This window comes from Paenibacillus sp. 19GGS1-52, from assembly GCF_022369515.1.
In the GTDB taxonomy this organism is placed as follows: domain Bacteria; phylum Bacillota; class Bacilli; order Paenibacillales; family Paenibacillaceae; genus Paenibacillus_AQ.
Genome location: NZ_CP059724.1, coordinates 245,500 through 268,539, shown reverse-complemented (window position 1 = coordinate 268,539; position 23,040 = coordinate 245,500). Strand labels below are relative to the sequence as shown.

23 protein-coding genes and 1 riboswitch are annotated in these 23,040 nt (G+C 46.5%); of the genes, 21 read left to right on the top strand and 2 right to left on the bottom strand.

Annotation, left to right across the window (positions count from 1 at the left end):
• Positions 1–96: 96 nt before the first annotated feature.
• From H1230_RS01270 to rsmI, 4 genes are all read left to right on the top strand, one after another.
• The gene (locus H1230_RS01270) at positions 97–897 is read left to right on the top strand and encodes a PSP1 domain-containing protein (protein ID WP_239713872.1); all 801 of its coding nucleotides are present in this window, start codon (positions 97–99) and stop codon (positions 895–897) included.
• Positions 898–927: 30 nt separating this feature from the next.
• Entirely contained in the window at positions 928–1,293 is a 366-nt protein-coding gene (locus tag H1230_RS01265; RefSeq protein WP_154122687.1) for an initiation-control protein YabA, read from the top strand.
• Between the two features lie 220 nt (positions 1,294–1,513).
• Positions 1,514–2,284 (top strand): tRNA1(Val) (adenine(37)-N6)-methyltransferase, encoded by a 771-nt coding sequence (locus tag H1230_RS01260; RefSeq protein ID WP_239713871.1) that lies wholly within the window; start codon positions 1,514–1,516, stop codon positions 2,282–2,284.
• Positions 2,284–3,189: a 16S rRNA (cytidine(1402)-2'-O)-methyltransferase gene (rsmI, locus tag H1230_RS01255; RefSeq protein ID WP_275591068.1), complete on the top strand. Its 906-nt coding sequence runs from the start codon at positions 2,284–2,286 to the stop codon at positions 3,187–3,189. The genes H1230_RS01260 and rsmI overlap by 1 nt, the downstream gene beginning before the upstream one ends.
• Positions 3,190–3,775: 586 nt before the next feature.
• Here rsmI and H1230_RS01250 read toward each other — a convergent pair.
• Entirely contained in the window at positions 3,776–4,030 is a 255-nt protein-coding gene (locus H1230_RS01250) for an AbrB/MazE/SpoVT family DNA-binding domain-containing protein (protein WP_019914502.1), read from the bottom strand.
• Positions 4,031–4,336: 306 nt separating this feature from the next.
• On the opposite strand from H1230_RS01250, the gene H1230_RS01245 reads away from it, so the two are divergent.
• From H1230_RS01245 to H1230_RS01185, 13 genes are all read left to right on the top strand, one after another.
• A complete protein-coding gene (locus tag H1230_RS01245; protein ID WP_239713869.1) occupies positions 4,337–5,620 on the top strand; it encodes an HD domain-containing protein in 1,284 nt (427 codons plus the stop codon).
• A 49-nt stretch (positions 5,621–5,669) separates the two neighbouring features.
• Positions 5,670–6,440, top strand: a complete 771-nt coding sequence (locus H1230_RS01240; protein WP_239713868.1) for a TatD family hydrolase — start codon at positions 5,670–5,672, stop codon at positions 6,438–6,440.
• Positions 6,441–6,637: 197 nt separating this feature from the next.
• Positions 6,638–6,867, top strand: a riboswitch (cyclic di-AMP (ydaO/yuaA leader).
• Between the two features lie 284 nt (positions 6,868–7,151).
• Positions 7,152–8,312, top strand: a complete 1,161-nt coding sequence (locus H1230_RS01235) for a resuscitation-promoting factor (RefSeq protein ID WP_239713867.1) — start codon at positions 7,152–7,154, stop codon at positions 8,310–8,312.
• A gap of 175 nt (positions 8,313–8,487) precedes the next feature.
• Entirely contained in the window at positions 8,488–9,039 is a 552-nt protein-coding gene (rnmV, locus tag H1230_RS01230; protein ID WP_239713866.1) for a ribonuclease M5, read from the top strand.
• A complete protein-coding gene (gene rsmA, locus H1230_RS01225; RefSeq protein ID WP_239713865.1) occupies positions 9,036–9,920 on the top strand; it encodes a 16S rRNA (adenine(1518)-N(6)/adenine(1519)-N(6))-dimethyltransferase RsmA in 885 nt (294 codons plus the stop codon). The genes rnmV and rsmA overlap by 4 nt, the downstream gene beginning before the upstream one ends.
• Positions 9,921–9,991: 71 nt before the next feature.
• Positions 9,992–10,891: a sporulation peptidase YabG gene (yabG, locus tag H1230_RS01220; RefSeq protein WP_239713864.1), complete on the top strand. Its 900-nt coding sequence runs from the start codon at positions 9,992–9,994 to the stop codon at positions 10,889–10,891.
• Between the two features lie 264 nt (positions 10,892–11,155).
• Positions 11,156–11,431 carry a biofilm formation stimulator Veg gene (gene veg, locus H1230_RS01215; protein WP_154122696.1) on the top strand — a complete coding sequence of 92 codons (276 nt, stop codon included), beginning with the start codon at positions 11,156–11,158 and terminating at the stop codon, positions 11,429–11,431.
• Positions 11,432–11,579: 148 nt separating this feature from the next.
• Positions 11,580–11,756 carry an alpha/beta-type small acid-soluble spore protein gene (locus H1230_RS01210; protein ID WP_239713863.1) on the top strand — a complete coding sequence of 59 codons (177 nt, stop codon included), beginning with the start codon at positions 11,580–11,582 and terminating at the stop codon, positions 11,754–11,756.
• Between the two features lie 179 nt (positions 11,757–11,935).
• Positions 11,936–12,790 carry a 4-(cytidine 5'-diphospho)-2-C-methyl-D-erythritol kinase gene (ispE, locus tag H1230_RS01205; protein ID WP_239713862.1) on the top strand — a complete coding sequence of 285 codons (855 nt, stop codon included), beginning with the start codon at positions 11,936–11,938 and terminating at the stop codon, positions 12,788–12,790.
• A 74-nt stretch (positions 12,791–12,864) separates the two neighbouring features.
• Complete coding sequence (gene purR, locus H1230_RS01200; protein WP_239713861.1) at positions 12,865–13,692, top strand: pur operon repressor; 828 nt, start codon at positions 12,865–12,867, stop codon at positions 13,690–13,692.
• 217 nt (positions 13,693–13,909) lie between these two features.
• Complete coding sequence (gene spoVG, locus H1230_RS01195; protein WP_020425826.1) at positions 13,910–14,197, top strand: septation regulator SpoVG; 288 nt, start codon at positions 13,910–13,912, stop codon at positions 14,195–14,197.
• A gap of 165 nt (positions 14,198–14,362) precedes the next feature.
• On the top strand, positions 14,363–15,763 hold the full coding sequence (gene glmU, locus H1230_RS01190) for a bifunctional UDP-N-acetylglucosamine diphosphorylase/glucosamine-1-phosphate N-acetyltransferase GlmU (protein WP_275591067.1): 1,401 nt from the start codon (positions 14,363–14,365) through the stop codon (positions 15,761–15,763).
• 86 nt (positions 15,764–15,849) lie between these two features.
• Positions 15,850–16,803 (top strand): ribose-phosphate diphosphokinase, encoded by a 954-nt coding sequence (locus tag H1230_RS01185; RefSeq protein WP_154122700.1) that lies wholly within the window; start codon positions 15,850–15,852, stop codon positions 16,801–16,803.
• Between the two features lie 189 nt (positions 16,804–16,992).
• On the opposite strand, the gene H1230_RS01180 is transcribed toward H1230_RS01185, so the two are convergent.
• Positions 16,993–17,193: a hypothetical protein gene (locus H1230_RS01180; RefSeq protein ID WP_239713860.1), complete on the bottom strand. Its 201-nt coding sequence runs from the start codon at positions 17,191–17,193 to the stop codon at positions 16,993–16,995.
• Between the two features lie 124 nt (positions 17,194–17,317).
• Here H1230_RS01180 and pth point away from each other — a divergent pair, with 124 nt between their 5' ends.
• From pth to H1230_RS01160, 4 genes are all read left to right on the top strand, one after another.
• Positions 17,318–17,878 (top strand): aminoacyl-tRNA hydrolase, encoded by a 561-nt coding sequence (gene pth, locus H1230_RS01175; protein WP_239713859.1) that lies wholly within the window; start codon positions 17,318–17,320, stop codon positions 17,876–17,878.
• Between the two features lie 90 nt (positions 17,879–17,968).
• Positions 17,969–18,199: an anti-sigma-F factor Fin family protein gene (locus H1230_RS01170; RefSeq protein ID WP_154122703.1), complete on the top strand. Its 231-nt coding sequence runs from the start codon at positions 17,969–17,971 to the stop codon at positions 18,197–18,199.
• 130 nt (positions 18,200–18,329) lie between these two features.
• Positions 18,330–21,854, top strand: a complete 3,525-nt coding sequence (gene mfd, locus H1230_RS01165) for a transcription-repair coupling factor (RefSeq protein WP_239713858.1) — start codon at positions 18,330–18,332, stop codon at positions 21,852–21,854.
• Entirely contained in the window at positions 21,841–22,902 is a 1,062-nt protein-coding gene (locus H1230_RS01160; RefSeq protein WP_239713857.1) for a peptidylprolyl isomerase, read from the top strand. Before mfd ends, H1230_RS01160 begins: the two co-directional genes overlap by 14 nt.
• The last annotated feature ends 138 nt before the right edge of the window (positions 22,903–23,040 follow it).

Genomic DNA, 23,040 nt, shown 5'->3' with positions numbered 1-23,040 from the left:
ACTATCGGTTTAACGGATGAGGAGGGACAAGCATGGATCATCAGGGAGCGAACTTGCTTATGGGTTCCTTTTACCGGCAAACAAGGGGGTTAATTTTTGTACAGCGTAGTAGGTGTCCGCTTTAAAAAGGCGGGTAAAATATATTACTTTGATCCGCTTGATTTTCCAATTCAACGTGATCAATGTGTGATTGTGGAGACAGCACGAGGGGTCGAATATGGAAGAGTTGTTGTAGGTAAAAAAGAGGTGCAGGAGTCCGATGTTGTATTGCCACTCAAGAAAGTCATGCGTATTGCCGGAGATACCGACGCACGTGTGGTGGAGGAGAACAAAGGAGCAGCAAAGGATGCTTTTACCACCTGTTTAAATAAAATTCGCGATCATGGCCTCAAAATGAAGCTTGTAGATGTAGAATTTACATTTGATCGCAATAAGATTATTTTTTATTTCACGGCTGAGGGACGCGTCGATTTTCGTGAATTAGTCAAAGACCTGGCGAGTATCTTCCGTACCCGAATCGAGCTTCGGCAGATTGGTGTACGCGATGAGGCTAAAATGCTCGGGGGATTGGGTCCTTGCGGCCGAGTGCTCTGCTGCTCTTCTTGGTTAGGTGATTTCGAGCCTGTATCCATTAAAATGGCCAAAGATCAGAATCTTTCACTTAATCCAACAAAAATTTCCGGCTTATGTGGACGGTTAATGTGCTGTCTGAAGTTTGAGCATGATAATTATGAGAGTGTGAAGGAAGAAATGCCTGCAGTAGGGAAGGTCGTTGTAACCTCGCTGGGGGATGGCAAGGTAGTCGGTATTAACGTCGGAAGCCGCACGGTTCATGTACAGCTGTTTGAAGTGGGCAAAGTTAAGGAACTTCCAATGGATGATGTTGTCGTCAAGTAAACCATATAAGGTTACTTTCGGGGTGGAAACTTGGAGAAGAAAAATATATTTGCACACATGCAGGATATGGAAGCGCAGATGGAAAATATGCGCGCCACTGTTGGAGATTGGAAACAAACGGTAAAAGAATTGATGGAAGCTAATCAAAGGCTCAGTCTGGAGAATGAACAGCTGCGCAAAATATTAAAGAGGGAAGCACCTTTAGATCCTAACGTGGATTCTGCGGAGGCAGTGGCTCTTTTGGCTGCTAGTGAGGGGACGGAGGAGGTTGTCGGGGAAGGTTATGACAATCTGGCTCGACTTTACCACGAAGGCTTTCACATCTGCAATGTCTACTTTGGACATTTGCGTACTGAGGGTGATTGTCTGTTCTGCCTTTCTTTTCTTAATAAATAAGGATATCCAGCCGTAGGAGATTTACGCCTACGGTTTTTTTTGAATTTTTGAGATTAGGCTAAACAAAACTAAGCGTATGCTTTCGAAGCAAGTTTTGTACGAAGAAATTTCAATGAAGTATAATGCTCAACAAAACTAAGCGTATGCTTTCGAAGTAAGTTTTGTTACGAAGAAATTTCAATGATGTATAATGCTCAACAAAACTTTTTAGGAGAATAAAATGACAAACACAAACAAAGAGATATCCGTACCTTTGCTCCCAACAGAGCGAGTGGACGATCTACTAACGCATGACCTGCGGATTATTCAGAGTGATGAGGTATTCAGCTTCTCTATGGATGCCGTACTACTGGCTAGATTTGCCAATATTCCGCCTCGCGGAAGAGTGCTTGATCTCTGTACCGGAAACGGTGTTATTCCAATACTACTGACCACACGCACCAATGCTTCTATAGAAGGAATAGAAATACAGCCCCGTTTAGCTGATATGGCCCGTCGAAGCGTAGCCTTAAATGGTCTGGAACAGCGAGTTGTGATTCACGAGGGAGATTTGCGTGAACTGCATACAGTGGCAGGATATGGAATGTACGATGCTATAACTGTCAATCCACCCTACATGCCACTTAACGGTAGCGACCTAAAGCTGAACACGCATCAGGCTATGGCTAGGCATGAGATTGGTTGTACATTGGAGGAGGTCATTCAGGCTTGTGTCCGACTCGTTCGTACCGGAGGTAAGGTTAGTATGGTTCATAAGCCGCAACGTCTGGTCGACATCATCAGTCTTATGCGACAGAATAGACTAGAGCCGAAGATTATCCGCTTTGTGCACCCGCGTGCGCATTTAGAAGCGAATATGGTGTTAATCGAAGCTACCCGTGATGGGAAGCCTGAGGTACGGTTACAACCGCCATTGATCGTATATAATGAAGACAATCAATACTGTCCCGAAATTATGGACATCTACTATGGGGCAAAAGAGGGAAAATAATGCCAATATCATGCCAAAGCAGTTTTCAAAATAATATTCATGGATCAAAGCCAGAGGGATGTGGTTCACTTTATTTGGTGGCGACTCCAATTGGGAACTTAGAAGATATGACTTATCGTGCTGTCCGCACATTGCAGGAATGTGATATTATTGCTGCCGAGGACACAAGACAAACAAGGAAGTTGCTGAGTCATTTTGAGATTTCGCCTTCGATGTTGTTCAGTTATCACGAACATAATAAGGCTGCCAGTGGCCCGGAACTGATCCGTTATATAATAGAAGGTAAAAATCTAGCACTCGTCAGCGATGCCGGATTGCCGGCGATTTCCGATCCCGGCGCTGATCTCGTCGCACTGGCTATAAGTCACAGTATTCCGGTGATTCCGATCCCTGGTGCTAATGCAGCGCTATCAGCCTTAATCGCTTCCGGGCTGCCTACTACGACCTTTACCTTTTCCGGTTTTCTGCCCCGGGAGCGTAAAGATATCCGTGCCGTATTGTCGACACTTGCGCTTGCTCAGGGAACCCTGCTCTTCTACGAATCGCCGCATCGGGTCATCAAGACACTCACCCATCTGCAGGAGGCTTTTGGTAACCGCAGGGTTGTGCTAGCCCGTGAACTCACAAAGCGCTATGAGGAGTTCGTACGCGGAACAATCGAGGAATGCAGTGCTTGGTTAGCGGAACATCCGCCGCTTGGGGAATATGTCATCGTTGTTGAAGGTGAGAGCAAGGAAGAGGCTGATTTAGCCGGATCCGCTTGGTGGCGTGAACTAAGCATCGAGGAGCATGTGTCTCACTATGAGACATCGGGCCTTGCACGAAAGGATGCTATGAAAAAAGCCGCATCCGATCGGGGACTGTCTAAGCGTGACGTATATAACACGTTGCTTATCAGGGAATGAGAAGAGACTTTTCTATTGCAGATTGTGCAATAGAAAAGTCTAATTTCGTCTAAATTAAGTATTCTATTGCATTTCGCGCAGTAAAATCTGACCAAGTGCTTGTAAATCTCCGTTTTCTAATGATTTGAGTGTACAAAATACAATGAAATCAAAATCAGACTACTGTGGGGTGAATTCTATTGTACAAAGTACAGTAGAAATGTTCTATCACATTTGCACCTGATAATAAGCCGCCACCGTCAAGCGATTCCCGCAGGGAGAGCGGGTAAACCGGCCAGCTTCCCATGCAAGACCTGGCACAGCCGCCATAGGAGCGAAGCGAGTGGGGCACTACTCGCATGGCAAGGCACTGAGGCCCCGCAAGGGAAGTCCGAGAAGGGCCGGTCCACCACCAAACGTCACATCTATCCGCATACTTGCAGATCTAGACGAAAATTCCGGGTGTCCAGAGGGTGGAACCCTTGGGGGCCTTCCTCCAAGGAGGGTGCTCAACATAAAAAATACCCCCCGCATTCACGGGAGGCCAAGGAGATATAGATAAGGTTAGAATTAACAATTTAATTAGTCCTATTATATACTATTTGCTTTAGTTTGTCACAGGGGTTGGAATGGCAGATATACATTCATGACAAACAATTTTCCCTTTGAAGTAAGTTACGTTCTCGGCATTACCGCAGAAAATACAAGCAGGCTCGTATTTTTTCAACATAATGCGCTCACCGTCCACGTAAATTTCGAGCGCATCTTTTTCACCAATACCGAGAGTACGGCGTAATTCAATTGGAATAACAACCCGTCCAAGTTCGTCTACTTTTCTTACAATTCCTGTTGATTTCATCATTTTAATCGTTTCTCCTCTCAATTATCCGAAAGTGTCATTATTCGACATTCTTCACTGTTTTATGATATTCATAATACCAACCATTCCCAAATCAGTCAACCTTTTTTCAAGCGAATTTTAAGTTTTTTTTCAAAAATAGCTTTTTTTCGCTTATTATAGAGGTTAATCATCTATGAACTACTACAAAGTGAATTTGTCGATTTGTCAGTAGAGGAATTGTCATTTTTCGACAAATTACGACATAATATTTTATTATAACCTGTTGCTTCTCGGAATGCATAAATATTATATGAAGGGGTTGAGCTCATGCAGCAGCCGCTCACTGAAGAGAAGGTCTTTAAGGATCCGGTTCATAACTATATTCACGTGCAGGATACAATCATATGGCGATTAATTAATACCAAAGAGTTTCAGCGTTTGCGTCGGATTCGTCAGTTAGGCACTTCCTATCTCACCTTTCATGGGGCAGAGCATAGCCGTTTCTCTCATTCACTTGGTGTCTATGAAATCACGCGACGGATCATATCTCAGTTTGAAAGAAGCGGGTATAAGGACTGGATATCTGAGGAAAGGTTACTTACGTTATGTGCTGCACTGCTGCATGATTTGGGACATGGGCCGTTTTCTCATTCTATAGAAGAAGCTTTTGAAATGAATCACGAGGAATGGACCTGCAGAATCATCTTGGAGGACACAGAAATAACTGATATTCTGCGTGATGTAGAGGAGGATTTTCCACGGAAAGTAGCATCCGTGATTTCCAAAACATATGAGCATGAGATTGTTGTCAATTTAGTATCTGGTCCACTAGATGCTGATCGGATGGACTATCTACTGCGTGATGCCTATTATACTGGTGTAAACTATGGAACCATTGATATCGACCGAATTCTGAGAATGCTTCGTCCTTACAACGGAAGGGTCGTAGTAAAAGAATCAGGAATGCATGCTATCGAGGATTATCTGATGTCACGCTATCAAATGTATTGGCAGGTTTATTTTCACCCGGTCACACGTAGCTCGGAAATTATTTTGCGGCAAATATTCCGCAGAGCAACGGAGTTATTTCATGCAGATTATCCCTTTCGTTTTATGATTGAGCCCTTGCAGGACTTATTCCAAGGTCAAGTCTCCGTAGATCAATATTTACTGCTTGATGAGGCACTTGTGCAGACGGCTTTTATGCAATGGACACTTGAAAAAGATGAAATCCTAAGCGACCTGTGCAGTCGTTTTATTCATCGGAAACTGTATAAATATGTGGAAATGGAGAGCTTGGATTCAGAAATAATTGACGAGCTTCGTCGTAGTTTTGCCGCCGCCGGACTTAATCCAATTTATGACCTGGAAATTGATTATCCGACAGATCTGCCGTATGATATCTTTCATCCAGGTGAAGGCTTTGACAGTAAGCAAATCCTGCTGCTTGACCGGCATGATAAACTAAGGGAAATTTCAGAAGTATCGGATATTGTTCGCTCGATTAGTGGCATTCACCGTGGTAGATATCACCTCTATTTTCCACAAGAGAAGTTGAAGAAAGTCCTTACAAATTTGCCTTCTTCGATAGCAGAAATATTCGCAAGATAATACAAAAATTTATGTAATACATCATAAATATAAGGCAGGAGAGAGAACAATGTTTCTATTCGACACACATACACATTTGGATGCTCCGCAATTTGACGAAGACCGTGAATTGGTTATTACACGAGCGTTCGAGGCTGGAGTAAGCAAGATGATAAATATTGGATTCAATAGGGAGACAATCCCAACTACGATGAAGCTAGCTGAAGCATATGACAATATTTATGCCGCCGTCGGTTGGCATCCGCAGGATGCCATTGACATGAAGGATGGGGACCTCGACTGGATCGCTTCTCTATGCAGTCATAAAAAGGTGGTAGCTATCGGGGAAATTGGCTTGGATTATTACTGGGACACTTCGCCAAAAGATGTGCAGCATGAAGTATTCCGCAAGCAGATTGGACTGGCCCGAGAACTGAAAATGCCCATTTGTATCCATGATCGTGATGCTCATGAGGATGTGGTGCGAATTTTACGTGAGGAAAGGGCAAATGAGGTCGGAGGGGTAATGCATTCGTTCTCTGGAAGTTGGGAAACAGCCAAAATGTGCCTGGATTTGGGGTTCCATTTATCTTTCGGAGGACCCATTACGTTTAAGAACGCCAGAGTCCCCAAAGAGGTGCTTGCACAGACGCCACTTGACCGATTGTTGATCGAAACGGACTCCCCTTATTTGACTCCCCATCCCTTCCGGGGCAAGCGTAATGAGAGTGCTCATGTGAGACTGGTAGCGGAGGCTGCGGCTGAGATAAAAGGGATTAGTTGGGAAGAAATAGCAGAAATAACCTATGCGAACGCACTGGAACGATTTGGGATTGTCTGAAAACGGGAGCAAAAACGGTGAAAAATAAAGAATGATCGATATATTAAACTTTTTTAACATAAAAACGGCCGAATATTACAATAATTTAACCATATATTTACGTAAACGTGCTTGAATCGTCCTTTACAACATGCATCAAAACAGGATATCATCTTTTCAGTGCAGTGGTCTGTGTTATAGTGACAGCCATTGATTCATGGATCGTCTCGCTGAGTCTCCGTATGGAGAACGGGGGAACCAATATTACTTTGCCGCATGTTCGTACATAGGGTACAGCATAGAAATGCCGCAGATAATATTTGATTTCTTCACGTGGTCTTTGGGGTGAATTTGAGGGCAACCGCCGTGAGCGGGTGACCTAAGATAGGGCGACTCTCTTTCGTCCGAACCCGACAGCTAACCCCGTAAGCGCAAATTAAGAGAGGCAACCTCGTGCATAAACATTCCCGTATTCTCATAAACGGAGAAGCCACGAAAGAGTCCTCTGTGACCCTTTTTTAGGCTTTTTTTGTTTTTGAATAAAGTGAATGTACCTCGCATACTGTTATATAACAGGTATGGTGGTAAATGTGCCGAGCAGGCGATCCATGAGCAGGAAACGCTAGTGCAATGCGGGCGTATCCTGTGGCAATCTCAAACTAGTTTCGTCAGAAAAAATTCAGTCATCTTGTTAGGCTTGGACGACGGGGCTATGTAAGGAGGATGGAGAGAATGGGCGTATTCCAACCAGACGTATCCCATGATTCGCAATCATCCAGCAGGTCTTTCGCATTACGGTGGAAGCAGGTAAACCTACGCGTACTTTTACTTGCAGGTGTGATATCAATTGCTATCGCGCTATTAATTCTGCTGTACGTACACGGTCAGAGCAGCAAACAATTAGTTTTAGTAATAGACGGGCAAGTACAGACGCTTGAAACGCGTGAATCGCTACTTAGCGATGTACTGGCAAATGAACAAATTTCGCTGCAGCCACATGATGAATTATCCGCAGGCATAAGTGATGAGATAAAAGACGGCGACCGTATCGTAATTAACCGTGCGCAGAAGTTTAGCCTTACTGCAGACGGAGCAACAAAAACGCTGTATTCGACCGAAGATACTATTGGTCAGGTGATCAGCAAAGCGGGTATTTCCCTAGCCCCAAATGATAAGATTTTCCCTTCGTTAGACACCACAGTTTCTGCTAACATGGAAATTAAGATTGTCCGCATTAACAAACAAACTGTCCAGCGGACAACAAGCTTACCTTTCCGGGTTATCAAGACGGCAGACCCCTCTCTTTACAAGGGTACCGTAAGAGTGGCTCAGGCAGGCAAACCAGGCGTCATGATTCAGCATATCGAGAAGACCTACCAAGATGGAGAACTCGCTTCTATGCGCATGATCGGTAAGGAAGTACAGACGGTGACCAAAGACAAGATTATTGCCATAGGGACCAAAGCCATTCCTAAACCTGTAGTAGCCGTTGCCACTACTCCCAAAGCGAAGTCCAAAACCTCCTCCAAATCAGTCAAAGTAAGCAGCAACAACGTCACAAGTAAGGCAGGCGTAGATTTTGAATACAAAAAAGTGATTAAGAATGTCTCGATGACGGCATACTCAGGGGAAGAGCCCGGCATTGGTACCCTTACAGCCTCCGGAACACGCGTAACGGAAGGTCGGACCATCGCTGTTGACCCGGATGTAATCCCTATCGGCTGGTGGGTCTATATCGAAGGCTTAGGATTCCGCCGTGCAGAAGATACGGGTGGTGCAATTAAAGGCAATAAGCTTGATATCTATTATGATTCACTAAGCCATGCCCGCAATTTCGGTCGCAAATCAAGAACCGTTTACGTAATTGGACCCGTAAAACCAGAGCTCAACTAACCCGTGAAATTTTGCAAAATATCGGTCAATAAGCTATAGTGATGATAGATAATTAGGGAACCGCAAATGATTACTAAATGTTCGCAGAGCTACCGCTCATCACTTATACATTCTTTAGCCAAAAAGAAGAGGAGCGAATCCTCTTCTTTTTGCGTTTTGGGAAGGACGAAAGTAAATGATTAAGGAATTAATTGTCGTGGAAGGAAAAAGCGACACTGTAGCTATCAAACGGGCAGTACAGGCAGATACGATTGAGACCGGCGGGTCAGCTGTAGATCGTACCGTAATTGCTAAAATTACGCTCGCAATGGAGCGCAGGGGCGTTATTATATTAACCGACCCCGATCATGCCGGAGAGCGGATTCGCAAGATTGTTTCTGCAAAGGTACCTGGCTGTAAGCACGCCTTCATTCCGGAGAAGGATGCAACTCGTAAAGGAGATATCGGGGTAGAGAACGCATCACCTGAGGCTATACGCCATGCGCTGGAGAATGTTCATACTTCGTTTGAAGGTGCTCCAATTCTTATTGGGATAGAAGATCTTATGGAGGCAGGGATGCTTGTAAACTCCAATGCGGCTGAGAGACGTATGGCACTTGGGGATTTGCTAGGAATTGGATATTGCAACGGCAAACAGCTGTACAAACGGCTGGCGATGTTTGGAATCACGCGGGAGGAATTTGCTTGCGCTCTCGCACAAATTGATTTGGGAGGCAGTACTTCATGAGTGTCAAAGAGGATATTTCATCGCCAAGACGTACAAAAGAAATTATTCAGCGTTACAAGTTTTCGTTCAAAAAAAGTTTAGGACAGAATTTTTTAATTGATCAAAACGTTTTGGACAAAATTGTAGATGCTGCAGAATTAAATGAGGGTACGGGGGTACTTGAGATCGGTCCAGGTATTGGCTCTTTGACTGAGCAATTGGCTAGAGCTGCAGGTGTGGTAACCGCGGTGGAGATAGATCGGCGTTTAGTCCCTATCTTACGTGATGTATTATCACCCTATCCAAATGTAAAGGTTCGTATTGACGATGTACTTAAAGTGAATCTGCAAGAGCTATTTACAGAGGACTTTGCCACCGTGGATAAAGTCAGTGTTGTGGCCAATTTGCCTTACTATGTGACAACACCTATCCTCATGAAGCTGCTGGAGGAGAAACTGCCACTCGACAACATCGTTGTCATGATTCAGAAGGAAGTTGCTGAACGTATGGCAGCATCTCCAGGCGGCAAAGAGTACGGTAGCCTGAGCATCGCCGTGCAATACTATAGCGACCCTGAACTTGTCTGCATAGTGCCACGTACTGCATTCATTCCTGAGCCAAATGTAGATTCCGCAGTAATCCGTCTGAAGGTACGGGAACTTCCACCGGTGGAGGTAGCGGATGAGAAGCACTTTTTTGAAGTGGTACATGCCTGCTTCACTCAGCGCCGCAAGACGATCGCCAACAATCTAAAAGCCCGTTACTTCCCAGAGGAAGGACGAGAACGTCTGGAGGCTTTGCTGGCTGAAGCAGGGATCGAACCCTCCCGTCGAGGAGAGACTCTGAGTCTTGAAGAGTACGCCAGATTAAGCACTGTGCTGCTGGCTGCAGGTATAGCGTAAGTTAAAAACATGACTTCTTATGAACCAATAGGGACCTTTGCCCATACGATGGGATAGAGGTGGTGGTTTGAATGAATTTAGGAGACTTGGTTGTTCGTAAATCTTATGGCGGTGATGTGACCTTCCGTGTAGAACATATCGTGCAGAATCGGGCCGTCATCAAAGGGACAGAATTTCGTCTATTAGCGGATTCTCCACTGATCGATTTGGTACAGGTGCCTCCCAGTCGTATTACAGAGCTTGGACAGCAGGCACAGATTAAAGCGAAGGAATCATTGACACAGCTGCGTAAGGATCGTCAGGAGCAAAGCCAGCGCAGTGGGGAGAGCCTAGGCGGGGTCTGGAGCCAGTCTTCCAAGGAAGCGGCTTATTTCGAAGTGCCAGGTAAAGTGCTGCATCTTGACGGCGATCCTTCATATTTGAATAAAAGCCTTAGCTTATACGAGCAGCTGCGAATTCCCGCTGAAGGGCATCATGTCCATGAATCGTCCATGGCAGAGACCCTGTACCGGCTACTGCCCCGTGTGCGTCCGGATATTGTGGTAATTACCGGCCATGACGGGGTGTTGAAACAACATAATACTTATGACCTCTACAGTCTGAGCAGTTACAAAAATTCGCAGAACTTCGTTGCTGCGATCCGTGTAGCCCGAGAGTATGAGAGGCATTTCGATGCCCTGACCATAGTTGCGGGTGCTTGCCAATCTCATTTTGAAGCACTGCTGGGAGCAGGGGCCAATTTCGCCAGCTCTCCCGGACGGATTCTAATTCATGCTCTAGACCCGGTATATGTGGCGGCAAAAGCCTCATTTACCTCTATCCGGGATACGGTGAATCTGAACGATGTGTTGAACCATACCATTAGCGGAAGTCAGGGAGTAGGGGGAATTGAGACCCGCGGCAGCTTCCGGATCGGAATGCCACGTCTGCAGAACCTATCTACGCTAAAGGTGACGCCTTCTGCAGTATAAAGGTTAAGAGGGGCTGCGCGAGGCAGCAAGAGCCGCTAAGCCCCTGACAGGGGCCTGAGAAAGGATGAGCCATGAGCTCACCCTTTCTTTTTTTTGATTAGCGATCATCGAGATTACGTATAACAAGGCCATTAACAAGACTTTGCTATCTTCAAAAAAAATTCCGTTGACAACTTTTTTCGCATCATCTATAATTATTTATTTAATTTGACAATGATGGTAGAAGGTTGTATAATGGACAAGGAAAGAGGTGGTCGTCAGGTAATGGCTAATAACGCGCTGTTGGAAATTAAACGCAGTCTCGACGCTCATGTCGGTCATAAGATCACGTTGCGTGCAAACGGTGGTCGTCGCAAAACCGTTGAACGTACCGGTGTCCTGGAAGAAACGTACCCTTCTGTATTTATTGTCAAACTGGATCAGGAGCAGCAAACCTTCAAGCGAGTCTCCTACAGCTATGCCGATATCCTTACCGAATCTGTGGAAGTAACAGTTTGTGAAGATGATGGGCAGATGCGGATTATGTATATTAAAGCTTAATGGTCTACGACAGCCTCCATTGCGGATGGCTGTTTTTTGTTGTAGTCCCACTTGCGAGAAGATAATTAGTGTATGAACCTTGACCGCAACAAGCATACTAAGCGGGCAATGAGTTCATCATCTACTTACCGTGAGGAGGGATTCTATCATGAGCCGTAGAAAACGGGGCGTGATGTCAGAAGGACTGAAGACGGAGCTGGCTAAGGAACTTGGTTTTTACGAAACCGTAGAACGGGATGGCTGGGGCGGAATCAGAGCACAGGATGCCGGGAATATGGTGAAAAGAGCGATTCAGCTTGCTGAACAGGCCGCACGGAAATCGTAATCATTTGCAGAATAGAAAATGTAAATGCAAAGGATGCTGTCCTAAAAAGATAGCGTCTTTTTACTGTGTACGGATACAGTGATGAGTTTTTCTTAAACTTCCGAATGGACTTAGTTACCAGTTTCTCATATAATATGTTAAGTTGTTTTTACGGGAAAAGTTGAAGGTGGGTGAACGCCTTGAAAATGTATGAGAAAGCGCCAGCAAAGATCAATTTGATGTTGGATGTGCTTCACAAACGGGCTGACGGATTTCATGAGGTAGAAATGATTATGACCATGGTGGATTTGGCAGATCGTTTAGAGCTGTCTGAGCTGCGGAGAGATTCGATTATAATATCAAGTCAAGCTGGATATATTCCACTGGATGAGAAGAATTTGGCTTTCCAGGCGGCAAGGCTTATTAAGGACCGCTATAATGTTCAGAGTGGCGTACATATCCATCTCGACAAAAGAATACCGGTAGCTGCTGGCCTGGCTGGCGGCAGCAGTGATGCCGCGGCTACGCTGCGCGGGCTCAATCGGCTCTGGCACCTGGGGATTCCCATGCAGGAGCTGCAGGAACTGGGCGCCGAGCTTGGCTCTGATGTCCCGTTCTGTGTCACTGGCGGCACAGCCCTGGCTACGGGCCGTGGTGAGAAGCTAACACCGATAGCCAACCCGCCGCAATGCTGGGTTGTGTTGGCAAAGCCGCCGATTAATGTATCGACGGCAGAGGTATACGGACGCGTACGCAGCAATAATATTGTCGTGCATCCGTCAGCACGCGAGATGCAGGATGCTATCGAAGCTGGGGATTTTGGCACTGTGTGCAACAAGCTGGGCAACGTGCTTGAGGATGTAACCTTAAAGCTGCACCCAGAGGTGCAGCAGCTCAAGGAAGCAATGGTTAAGCTCGGCGCGGACGGTGTGCTGATGTCCGGCAGCGGGCCAACTGTATTCGGTCTGGTGTCCAAGCAGTCCAAGGTAGCAAGAATCTATAACGGTCTGCGCGGATTTTGCAAGGAAGTCTATGCGGTGCGATCGCTTACTTAGCATGATCTCTTGTATAAACCCGTACAAAAGTGATATATTTTTCTATAATATTCGGTTTTGGCGAGGAGCATTCCGTGAAGAAACTTAAAAGAAGTCAGCGTTTGGTAGACATGACCCAATTTTTACTCGACAAGCCGCATGACCTGCTGCCGCTGTCTACATTTGCTGAGCGATACGGAGCGGCCAAGTCATCCATCAGTGAGGATTTGGCAATTATAAAAGAGGTGTTTGAGGGCGAAGGCATGGGTGAGCTGCAGACTTTGGCTGGAGCAGCGGGTGGAGTTCGTTATATCCCGAGGATGCCCAAAGAGATGGCATTATCCTTCGTACACCGTTTGTGCGGACAATTGGAACAAAGTGACCGGATTTTGCCTGGCGGCTATTTGTATATGTCAGACCTGCTTGGGCTTCCGTCTTTAATGGAGCAGGCGGGAAAGATTATCGCGACCGCTTTCCACGGTGTGGATATCGACGTAGTCATGACAGTGGAGACTAAAGGGATCCCGCTAGCCTATGCGACAGCTGCCCAGCTTGGACTTCCTGTAGTGCTGGTGCGCCGTGATCATCAGGTCACAGAGGGCTCCGCAGTAAGCATAAATTATGTATCTGGGTCACATAAGAGCATTCATACGATGTCACTGTCCAGACGGGCACTCAAGGAGAAATCACGGGTACTGATTGTGGATGACTTCATGAAAGCAGGCGGGACGGTACGCGGTATGGTTGATCTGCTTGGTGAGTTCAATGCGGAGGTTGCTGGCGTAGGGGTATTGGTGGAATCAGGCGCTGTCGAATCAGAGGAACGCCTATTGCATGACTATGTTTCTCTTGTAAAGCTTAATGAGGTGGACTCTAAGGTACGGCGGATTTCAGCGTATCCCGGGAATTATTTCTCCTCTTAACTTTCAAAAACGTCAATTTTCTATCTTTTCAAAATACGAGAAGATTGTCGAATCCCACAGGAATACTTAGAAAAGCGCCCGATATCTGTCGAAATCAATGGATACTAAAAAATAATCTTCTTATATAGGCATTTTATGGAATTCAAAAGAAGGAATTCGCTTTGCTGTGTGGAATTATACACCAAGTCTCTGATGGAAAAAGGTGGTGAACACACACATGCAAATTACGGATGTAAGACTCCGCCGCGTCAACTCTGAGGGGAGAATGAAAGCAATTGCATCCATTACAATCGATAACGAGTTTGTTGTTCATGACATTCGCGTGATTGATGGTAATAACGGGATGTTTGTTGCAATGCCCAGCAAGCGTACACCGGACGGCGAATTCCGCGATATCGCACACCCGATCTCTTCGGGAACACGCGAGAAGATTCAATCCGCGGTTCTGGCCGAGTACGATCGCGCCGCAACGGAAGAAGAAGAGGTCATCGAAGAGGGAGCTTAGTTTAAGCGTACTCTTCTGAGACAGCTGCCCTTTGGGCGGCGTATGGTCATGCCGTTTTTTATTGGGGTTCGAAGAAAAGGGAACCATGCCTTAATGGTTCTCTTTTCTTTTTGCCCGGAATGAGATATATTCAGTAGTGAGTTCAAGAGTAGGAGGTTGGCATTCTTGAAAAGAATGGCTGTTGTACTTGCCGCAGGCCAGGGCAAGCGTATGAAATCTAAATTATATAAGGTGCTGCACCCCGTTTGCGAAAAGCCAATGGTAGGGCACGTGCTTGATACAGTAAAGGCTACCGGATGCCAGCGCATTATTGTTGTTGTCGGACATGGTGCTGAGAAGGTTAAAGCCTATGTTGGGCAAGGAGCGGAATATGTGCTGCAAGAGACTCAGCTCGGCACCGGTCATGCTGTCAAACAGGCAAAGGATCTACTCGGTGGCGAAGAGGGAACAACGGTTGTTGCCTACGGTGATACTCCGCTTATTACCCCGGAGACGCTGGAAGGATTAATGGCGCTGCATGAAGAGCGTCAGGCAGCTGCAATTGTACTGACTGCTGTGATGGACAATCCAGTTGGATTGGGACGAATTATACGCAGCGAAGATGGCGGCTTGATGAAGATTGTCGAGCAGAAGGACTGCAATGCTGAAGAGGCAGCCATACTCGAGATTAATACGGGTATATACTGTTTTGATAACGCCAAACTGTTCGCGGCTTTGGAGAAGGTTACTAATAATAATAACCAGCAAGAATATTACTTAACCGACGTTATCAGCATTCTGCGGGAACAGGGGGATCTTGTTCTGGCATTTCAGACTAAGGATGCCTCAGAGTCCATTGGTGTTAATGACCGTCTGGCTTTGTCAGAAGCCGAAGGTATTATGCGTCAACGTATCAACCGGCAACATATGCTGAATGGTGTGACGATTATCGATCCTGCCTCCACTTATATTGGGACGGATGTAATCATTGGAACTGACACAATTCTTTATCCCGGCACATTCCTGAAAGGGAAAACCGTGATCGGAGACAATTGCCTGATTGGCCCCTCCAGTGAAATCGAAGACTGCCAGATCATGGACGGAGCAATAATTAAGCAATCCGTACTGAATCAGGCACAAGTCGGCGCACGGACTACCGTTGGGCCTTTTGCTTATTTACGCCCCGGTGCTGTGATTGGGGAAGAAGTAAAGATTGGTGATTTCGTGGAAATCAAGAACGCTACTATTGGCGACGGCTCAAAGGTGTCTCATCTTAGTTATATAGGTGATGCATCTGTAGGCAAGAATGTTAATGTTGGCTGTGGCGCGATAACCGTAAATTACGATGGTTATAACAAAGCTAAGACAACTATTGCTGACGATGCTTTTATCGGCAGCAACGTTAACCTTATTGCTCCGGTCACTGTTGGTAAAGGTGCTTTTGTTGTAGCCGGGTCGACGATTACACGTTCTGTTTCAGAGAATGATCTTGCCATAGCTAGAGTGCGGCAGGAGAACAAACCGGGATATGCGGAGAAGATCCGCTCCCGTGCGAAAGCGAAGAAAGACAAGCCGGGTCCATCGTAAAGCGCTGCTATAAAGCGCCGGACGGACTTGTATATCCGCGCCGGCGCCTTGGAAAGCTAAATTCCGTCACGGAGGGTTTATATTTTATGACTTATTGTGATTCCAAATTAAAAATTTTCACCTGTAACTCTAATCCTAAGCTTGCAAGCCAAATTGCTGACTACATCGGTATCCCGATGGGTGAATCACATACGACAAGTTTCAGTGATGGAGAAATTCAGGTCAAGCTGTCGGAAAGCGTTCGGGGCTGCCATGTTTACATTGTGCAGTCAACCTGTGGTCCGGTTAATGATAATCTAATGGAGCTCCTGGTTATGGTAGATGCACTCAAACGCGCCTCCGCGAAGAGCATCAATGTGGTTATTCCTTATTATGGTTATGCCCGTCAGGACCGTAAAGCGCGTTCCCGTGATCCGATTACAGCCAAACTGGTTGCAAACCTGATCGAGAAGGCTGGCGCTCACCGTGTGATTACGATGGATCTTCACGCGATGCAGATTCAAGGATTCTTCGATATTCCGGTGGACCATCTGTTGGGCGTGCCCATTTTGGCGCAGTATTTCCGTTCCAAGCAAATTCAGAATCCAGTTGTTGTATCGCCTGACCATGGCGGTGTAGTGCGTGCAAGAAAGCTTGCTGATTTTCTGAATGCTCCACTGGCGATTATCGACAAGCGTCGTCCGGAACCCAATGTCAGCGAAGTCATGAATATTATCGGGAACATTGAAGGCAAAACAGCGATTCTAATCGATGATATCATCGATACTGCCGGAACGATTGTACTGGGAGCCAATGCACTGATGGAAGGCGGCGTAAAGGAAGTATACGCTTGCTGTACTCACCCTGTATTATCCGGTCCTGCTCATGAACGTCTGGAGAATTCGCCGATTAAAGAAATTATCGTGACGGATACGATTCCAATTCGCAGCTTAAATCCAACGTCCAAGCTCAAGGTGCTGTCCGTGGCTCCGCTTATGGGCGAGGCCATTATTCGTGTTCATGAAGAGTTGTCGATCAGCAAATTGTTCGAGATTGAATAACCTGCTGGTATAACAACCTGCAATATATACATTCGCTAATAGCAAGTAGAAATGGGCAGTTCCATTTCTCGTAGAAATATTAAAAGGGATAAGATAAAGCATCCTTTCTAATATTTTTAAAAAGGGTTACATCTCCGTTCACGGAGATGTAACCCTTATCGGCGTGATGCCGGAGGCTATCGTCTTGCTTTAATACCCGGGCCGGGAGATAAAGATGAACAGACCGCGATTATAAAGGGTTCCCTGCAATTCAACAAAGCTTTCATCCACCGCTGTCAGAACACCGATATCAACGTGTACGTTGTCCAAGTAAATTTCAACAGGCACAGCATTTTGAATATGGTACTGAAAGTGGCGCTGAAGCGTCAACATCTCGCCCTGATGTAACATGGCTCATCACCTGTCTTCGAATATAATTTCGGCCTAATTACTGCAAGAGCATAGTCCATAAGACTTATTGTACCAAAAACGGACTTCTCCTGCCGGAGAGTCGGATGAAAGGGAAGGTTCGTCAATGAAATGGATTGTCGGCTTAGGAAATCCCGGACCGCAGTACGCCAAAACAAAGCATAACGTCGGCTTCATGGCCTTGGATGAGCTTGCGGTCAGACACGGAATATCCTTCAACCAGAACAAATGCAAATCGGTGATCGGTGAGGGTGTGATCGGTGGGGTCAAGACTGTATTGATTAAACCGATGACGTTTATGAACCTGTCCGGTGAAGCCGTTCGTGCATACATGGATTATTACAAAGTACAGGTTGAGGATATGATAGTCGTTTATGATGATCTTGATACAGAGATCGGGAAAATTCGCTTGCGCTACCAGGGTAGTGCCGGAGGGCATAACGGTATTAAATCCATCATACAGCATACAGGTACACAAAGCTTTAACCGGGTAAGGATTGGTATTTCCCGTCCTGAGCCTGGTTTTGCCATAGTGGATTATGTGCTATCTACCTTCCCCAAGAAGGATGGAGATAAACTCAAAGAGATGATCATGGATACATGTGACGCTCTGGAGTTCAGCCTGCAGCATACATTTGAGCAGACGATGGCTAAATTCAACGGTTAATTAAATAGGGAAGTGGCTCACGCCACTTCAGGCTAAAGATGGCGAAGCAGGGCATACTGGAGGTATATACTACCCTCAGGAGGCATATAGATGGCAATAAACTATGTTTGCAGGCACTGCCGGACATTTCTCGGAAGCATTAACCGAAGTGATGCTACGGAAATGCAGTTGGGCCTTCATTTCTTGACCCCTGCGGAGCGCAGAGATATCATAGCGTATGATTCAGACGGCGAGGTCACGGTAAAGGTTACTTGCAATTATTGCAAGGAAGCCTTGGAGAACAACCCGGAACTCAGCCTGCTGTCCAGTCCGCTTCAGTAAGGTGGAAGCGCCTGTCTCTATCGTCATCCGCAAGCCTTGGCGTTACAGCTGAGGCTTGTTTTCGATTCCAATTATAATAGGTGCCGGCGGTGATTAGCCGGTAGCCTGTTCAGTAAGAGAGGTGCGCCTGTTGTTACAAGGTCTTATAGAAGCTTTTTCCAAGGATCCCGATTTTCAGTCAGTCACCCAAGGTATCGCTGCAGGTATGAAGGAACAGCTCATATCAGGTTTATCTGGCTCTGCGAGACAGATTATGCTTGCGGCATTGCACGAACAGACAACGCGTCCACTGCTGGTGGTAACGCATAATATGTTTTCAGCCCAAAAAATGGCTGATGATTTACAGGAAGCGCTTTCCCCGGAACGCGTACTGCTCTATCCTGCCAATGAACTTGTTGCCGCGGAAGCTGCCGTTTCCAGTCCGGAAACGTTGGCCCAGCGAATTGAGGTTCTGACAAAATGTGCCCAAGGCTTCCGGGGCATTGTTGTGGTCCCTTATTCCGGCGTACGCCGACTGCTCCCCTCCCCTCATGTGATGGCCCAGGCCCAGCTTACAGTTACGCAAGATGGGACACTTGAGCTGGAAGCCTTTTTGCTGTCCATGATTGAGATGGGTTATGAGCGGGTGGAGCGGGTAGAGAACCGTGGTGAATTGAGCGTGCGGGGCGGAATTGTTGATTTTTATCCTATGACTAGTCCTCTGGCTTACCGGGTGGAGCTGTTCGATGATGAAGTGGACTCCATTAGAACCTTTGACCCTGTGGATCAGCGTTCTATTGATAAAGTGCGCAATGTGACTATTACTCCCTCCAAGGAAGTTATCGCAGACAAGTCTCGCCAGGAAGTGGCATCACAAGAAGCCTCCGTACTGCTGGAGCGGCAGTTGGAGAAAATGACAGACCGGCAAGCAAAGATTCGTTTACGGGAAGAAATAGGCCGTGAACTGGAAATGTTGCGTGAAGGTACTTATTTTCCTGAAATCTATAAATATATTAGTCTTCTATATCCGGAACGTTCTCATTTATATGATTACATGGCGGAGGACACTCTGCTTATTCTTGATGAGCCGGCCAGATTGCTAGAAACGGCTAAGCAGCTCGAACGAGACGAGTCGGAATGGAACCTGCATCTGCTGCAAAACGGTAAAATGCTGCCCGATATGCCGCTCTCTGTCGAAAGTGATGTAGTGATGTACCAACGTCCGTTTCAAAGCCTGTTTATGTCTATCTTTTTACGTCAGGTTCCGCATATTCAGCCACAGAACATATTAGGCTTTATCAGCCGTGGGATGCAGGATTTCCATGGACAGATGAATGTGCTGAAGTCAGAGATGGAACGCTGGCATAAATCAGGTGTGCAGGTAATGATGCTTGCTAATGGCGAGGAACGGATCGAACGTGTCCGTAGAATCCTATATGACTATGATATTGCTGAGCCAACCATTGTTCAGGGAAATCTAGGCTCTGGATTTGAGCTGCCGTCGATCCATTTGGCTGTGATTACCGAAGGAGAGCTGTTCTCTCAGAAGCAGAGGAAGGCTCGTAAAGTATCCAAAGGTATAGACAATGCTGAACGGATCAAGAGTTATACGGAGCTGAAGATCGGCGATTATGTCGTCCATCAGAACCACGGTATCGGCAAGTATATGGGGATCGGTACGTTGGAGGTCAGCGGCATTCATCGGGATTATATGCATATTCTCTATGCCGGTGGTGATAAGCTCTCCGTGCCCATTGAACAGATCGATCTGATCCAAAAATATGTAGGCTCCGAGGAGAAGGAACCGAAGATATACAAGCTTGGCGGCAACGAGTGGACGCGGGTTACCAATAAGGTTCGCTCTTCAGTAGAGGATATTGCTGACGATCTGATCAAGCTCTATGCCGAACGCCAAAGTGCTTTGGGCTATGGTTTTGAGAAGGATACACAGGAACAGCATGAATTCGAAGAGATGTTTCCCTACGAGGAGACACGGGATCAACTGCGGGCGATTGATGAGATTAAGAAGGATATGGAACAGAACCGTCCGATGGATCGGCTGCTGTGCGGAGACGTAGGTTATGGCAAGACAGAAGTGGCGATTCGTGCCGCCTTCAAATCGGCGATCGAAGGGAAGCAGGTAGCTGTGCTTGTTCCGACGACCATTTTGGCGCAGCAGCATTACGAGACCTTCCGAGAACGTTTCGCTAATTATCCGCTTAATATTCAAGTGCTCAGCCGTTTTCGCAGTCGCAAGGAGCAGAATGAGACGATTAAAGGGGTTCGGCAGGGAACGGTGGATGTGGTCATTGGGACACATCGGCTTTTGTCGCAGGATCTGATCTTTAAAGATCTGGGTCTATTAATTGTCGATGAAGAACAGCGCTTTGGCGTGACTCATAAGGAGAAGCTGAAGAAGCTCAAGACTAACGTAGATGTTCTAACTCTGACTGCAACTCCGATTCCCCGTACCCTGCATATGTCTATGCTTGGTGTGCGTGATCTGTCTGTTATTGAGACACCGCCGGAGAATCGCTTTCCTGTACAGACCTACGTCGTTGAGCATAGCCAGACGCTTACCCGGGAAGCGATTGAGCGTGAGTTAGCCCGCGGTGGGCAAGTCTATTATCTATATAATCGCGTTCAGGGCATTCAGGAAATGGCTGCTCAAATCTCGATGCTTGTTCCTGAGGCACGGGTGGGTATCGGACATGGTCAAATGTCGGAATCGGAGCTGGAGAAGACCATTCTCGATTTTCTGGACGGAGAGTACGATGTGCTGGTCAGTACGAGCATTATTGAGACGGGTGTAGATATTCCCAATGTTAATACGCTGCTTGTGCATGATGCTGACAAAATGGGCCTGTCACAGCTGTATCAGCTGCGGGGGCGGGTGGGTCGGTCCAATCGGATCGCCTACGCCTATTTCACCTATCAGCGGGATAAGGTGCTGACCGAAGTGGCGGAGAAACGCTTGCAGTCGATTAAAGAATTCACGGAGCTTGGCTCTGGCTTCAAAATTGCGATGCGTGATCTCTCCATTCGTGGAGCGGGTAATTTGCTGGGTGCAGAGCAGCATGGCTTTATCGCTTCCGTCGGCTTTGATCTGTATTCGCAGATGCTGGCTGAGGAAATCCGCAAACGCAAGGTGTCTGTACTTGGCGAGGAAGATACATCGCTTAAAGAAGGCAACACGGTCATTGATCTGTCCATTGACGCCTATCTGCCTTCTGAGTATATTTACGACAGTATCCAGAAGATTGAGATTTATAAAAAGGTTGCGGCAGTTACCTCCTTTGAGGATGCCTCCGAGCTTGAGGACGAGCTGCTTGACCGGTTCGGTGAACTGCCGGAAGCTGTCATCAATCTCTTGTCTGTAGCCCGTTTGAAGGTTTATGGCAAAATGTACGGTATCGACTCCATGGTTCGACGCGGGGAAGAGGTAGCGCTTAATTTCTTTGAAGGTCGCACCGGAGATTTTGATACAGCGAAGCTTGCTAAGGTTGGAAATCGCTTTGAAAGACGTGTACAATTTGATAGGGAAGCCAAAGCGGCTATCCGGGTGAAGTCTAAAGGGCTTGAGGACAAAGAGCTGCTTGACTTGCTCGAACAATTTCTGGAAGCAGTCAAACAGTCTTTTAAATCGAAGGGAGAACTACACAATGTCGTTAAATAAACAAAAAGCCTGGAAAGTGCTGCTCGTCTCACTGGCAGCAGCCGTCTCTTTCTCGATGCTTTCTGCATGCAGCAGTAAGTCAGATAACGCCGAGGACAATAGTAAGGCCGTAGCCACCTATACTGGCGGAACAATTACTGAAAAGGAATTTGCCCTGGATCAAAAGATTATGAAATTCCTTTCTCCAGAACAGGCGCAGTATTTAGAGATTGATGCCTTTAAAGAGTCTATCCTGAAGCAGGAGGTCGCTTTTGAATATCTAGCAACCAAAGCAACGGATGAAGCTAAGAAACAAGCGGAGAAAGAGGCTGACGCTCAAGTAGCTTCCTTGAAAACCGGGTTGGCTGACACGTATGAGAGTACACTTAAGGAGCAGGATCTTACAGAAGCTGACATCCATACGTACATGTTGCGTGTATTGACGGTTTACCAGGATATGCTGCTTAAAGTAACCGATGATCAGGTGACGAAAGAATTCGAAGCGACGAAGGGCGACTTTACAGTGTCCACGCTGCGCCATGTACTAATAGGATTAACTGACGCCAACAGCAAGGCACGCACCAATGCGGACGCGCTGAAGCTGGCTAAGGATGTAAAGGCACAACTGGATGCTGGTGCTGACTTTGCAACGATTGCCAAGAAATATTCGGATGATACCGGATCTAAAGATGCTGGCGGCGAATATAAGGACAAGGCTCTTGGCACCTATGTGGAGGAATTTAAAAAGGCTGCTCAGACCTTACCACTGAACACAATCAGTGAACCCGTAGAAACAACTTATGGTTATCACATTATTGAAGTGGAATCCCGCACGGATAAAACCTTTGACCAGCTAACGGATGAACAGAAAGATGGCATTAAGAGTTCACTGGCTTCCAAAGGTCTAGAGACCTTTCTGGAGAAGGGCATGGATGATCTGAAAGTCGTTATCAATCTGCCGAAAAGCTCCGCTGCAGCAAATGAATCCGGAACAACAAACACTGGAACTTCTGAGCCTACTGCAGCTCCAAGTGCGGATGCACCAGCAGCAACTGAAGCTGCCAAATAAGCAGTAGCAAATAGGACAAGTCCTGCTCCAAAGCCTCCCCTCACTCCAGAGTGAGGGGAGGCTTTTTCCTTTTTAGCGTTTATGTATAAGGAACTGGGAAGAGATGAATACTATGGTCAGATATTAAGATAAATCACT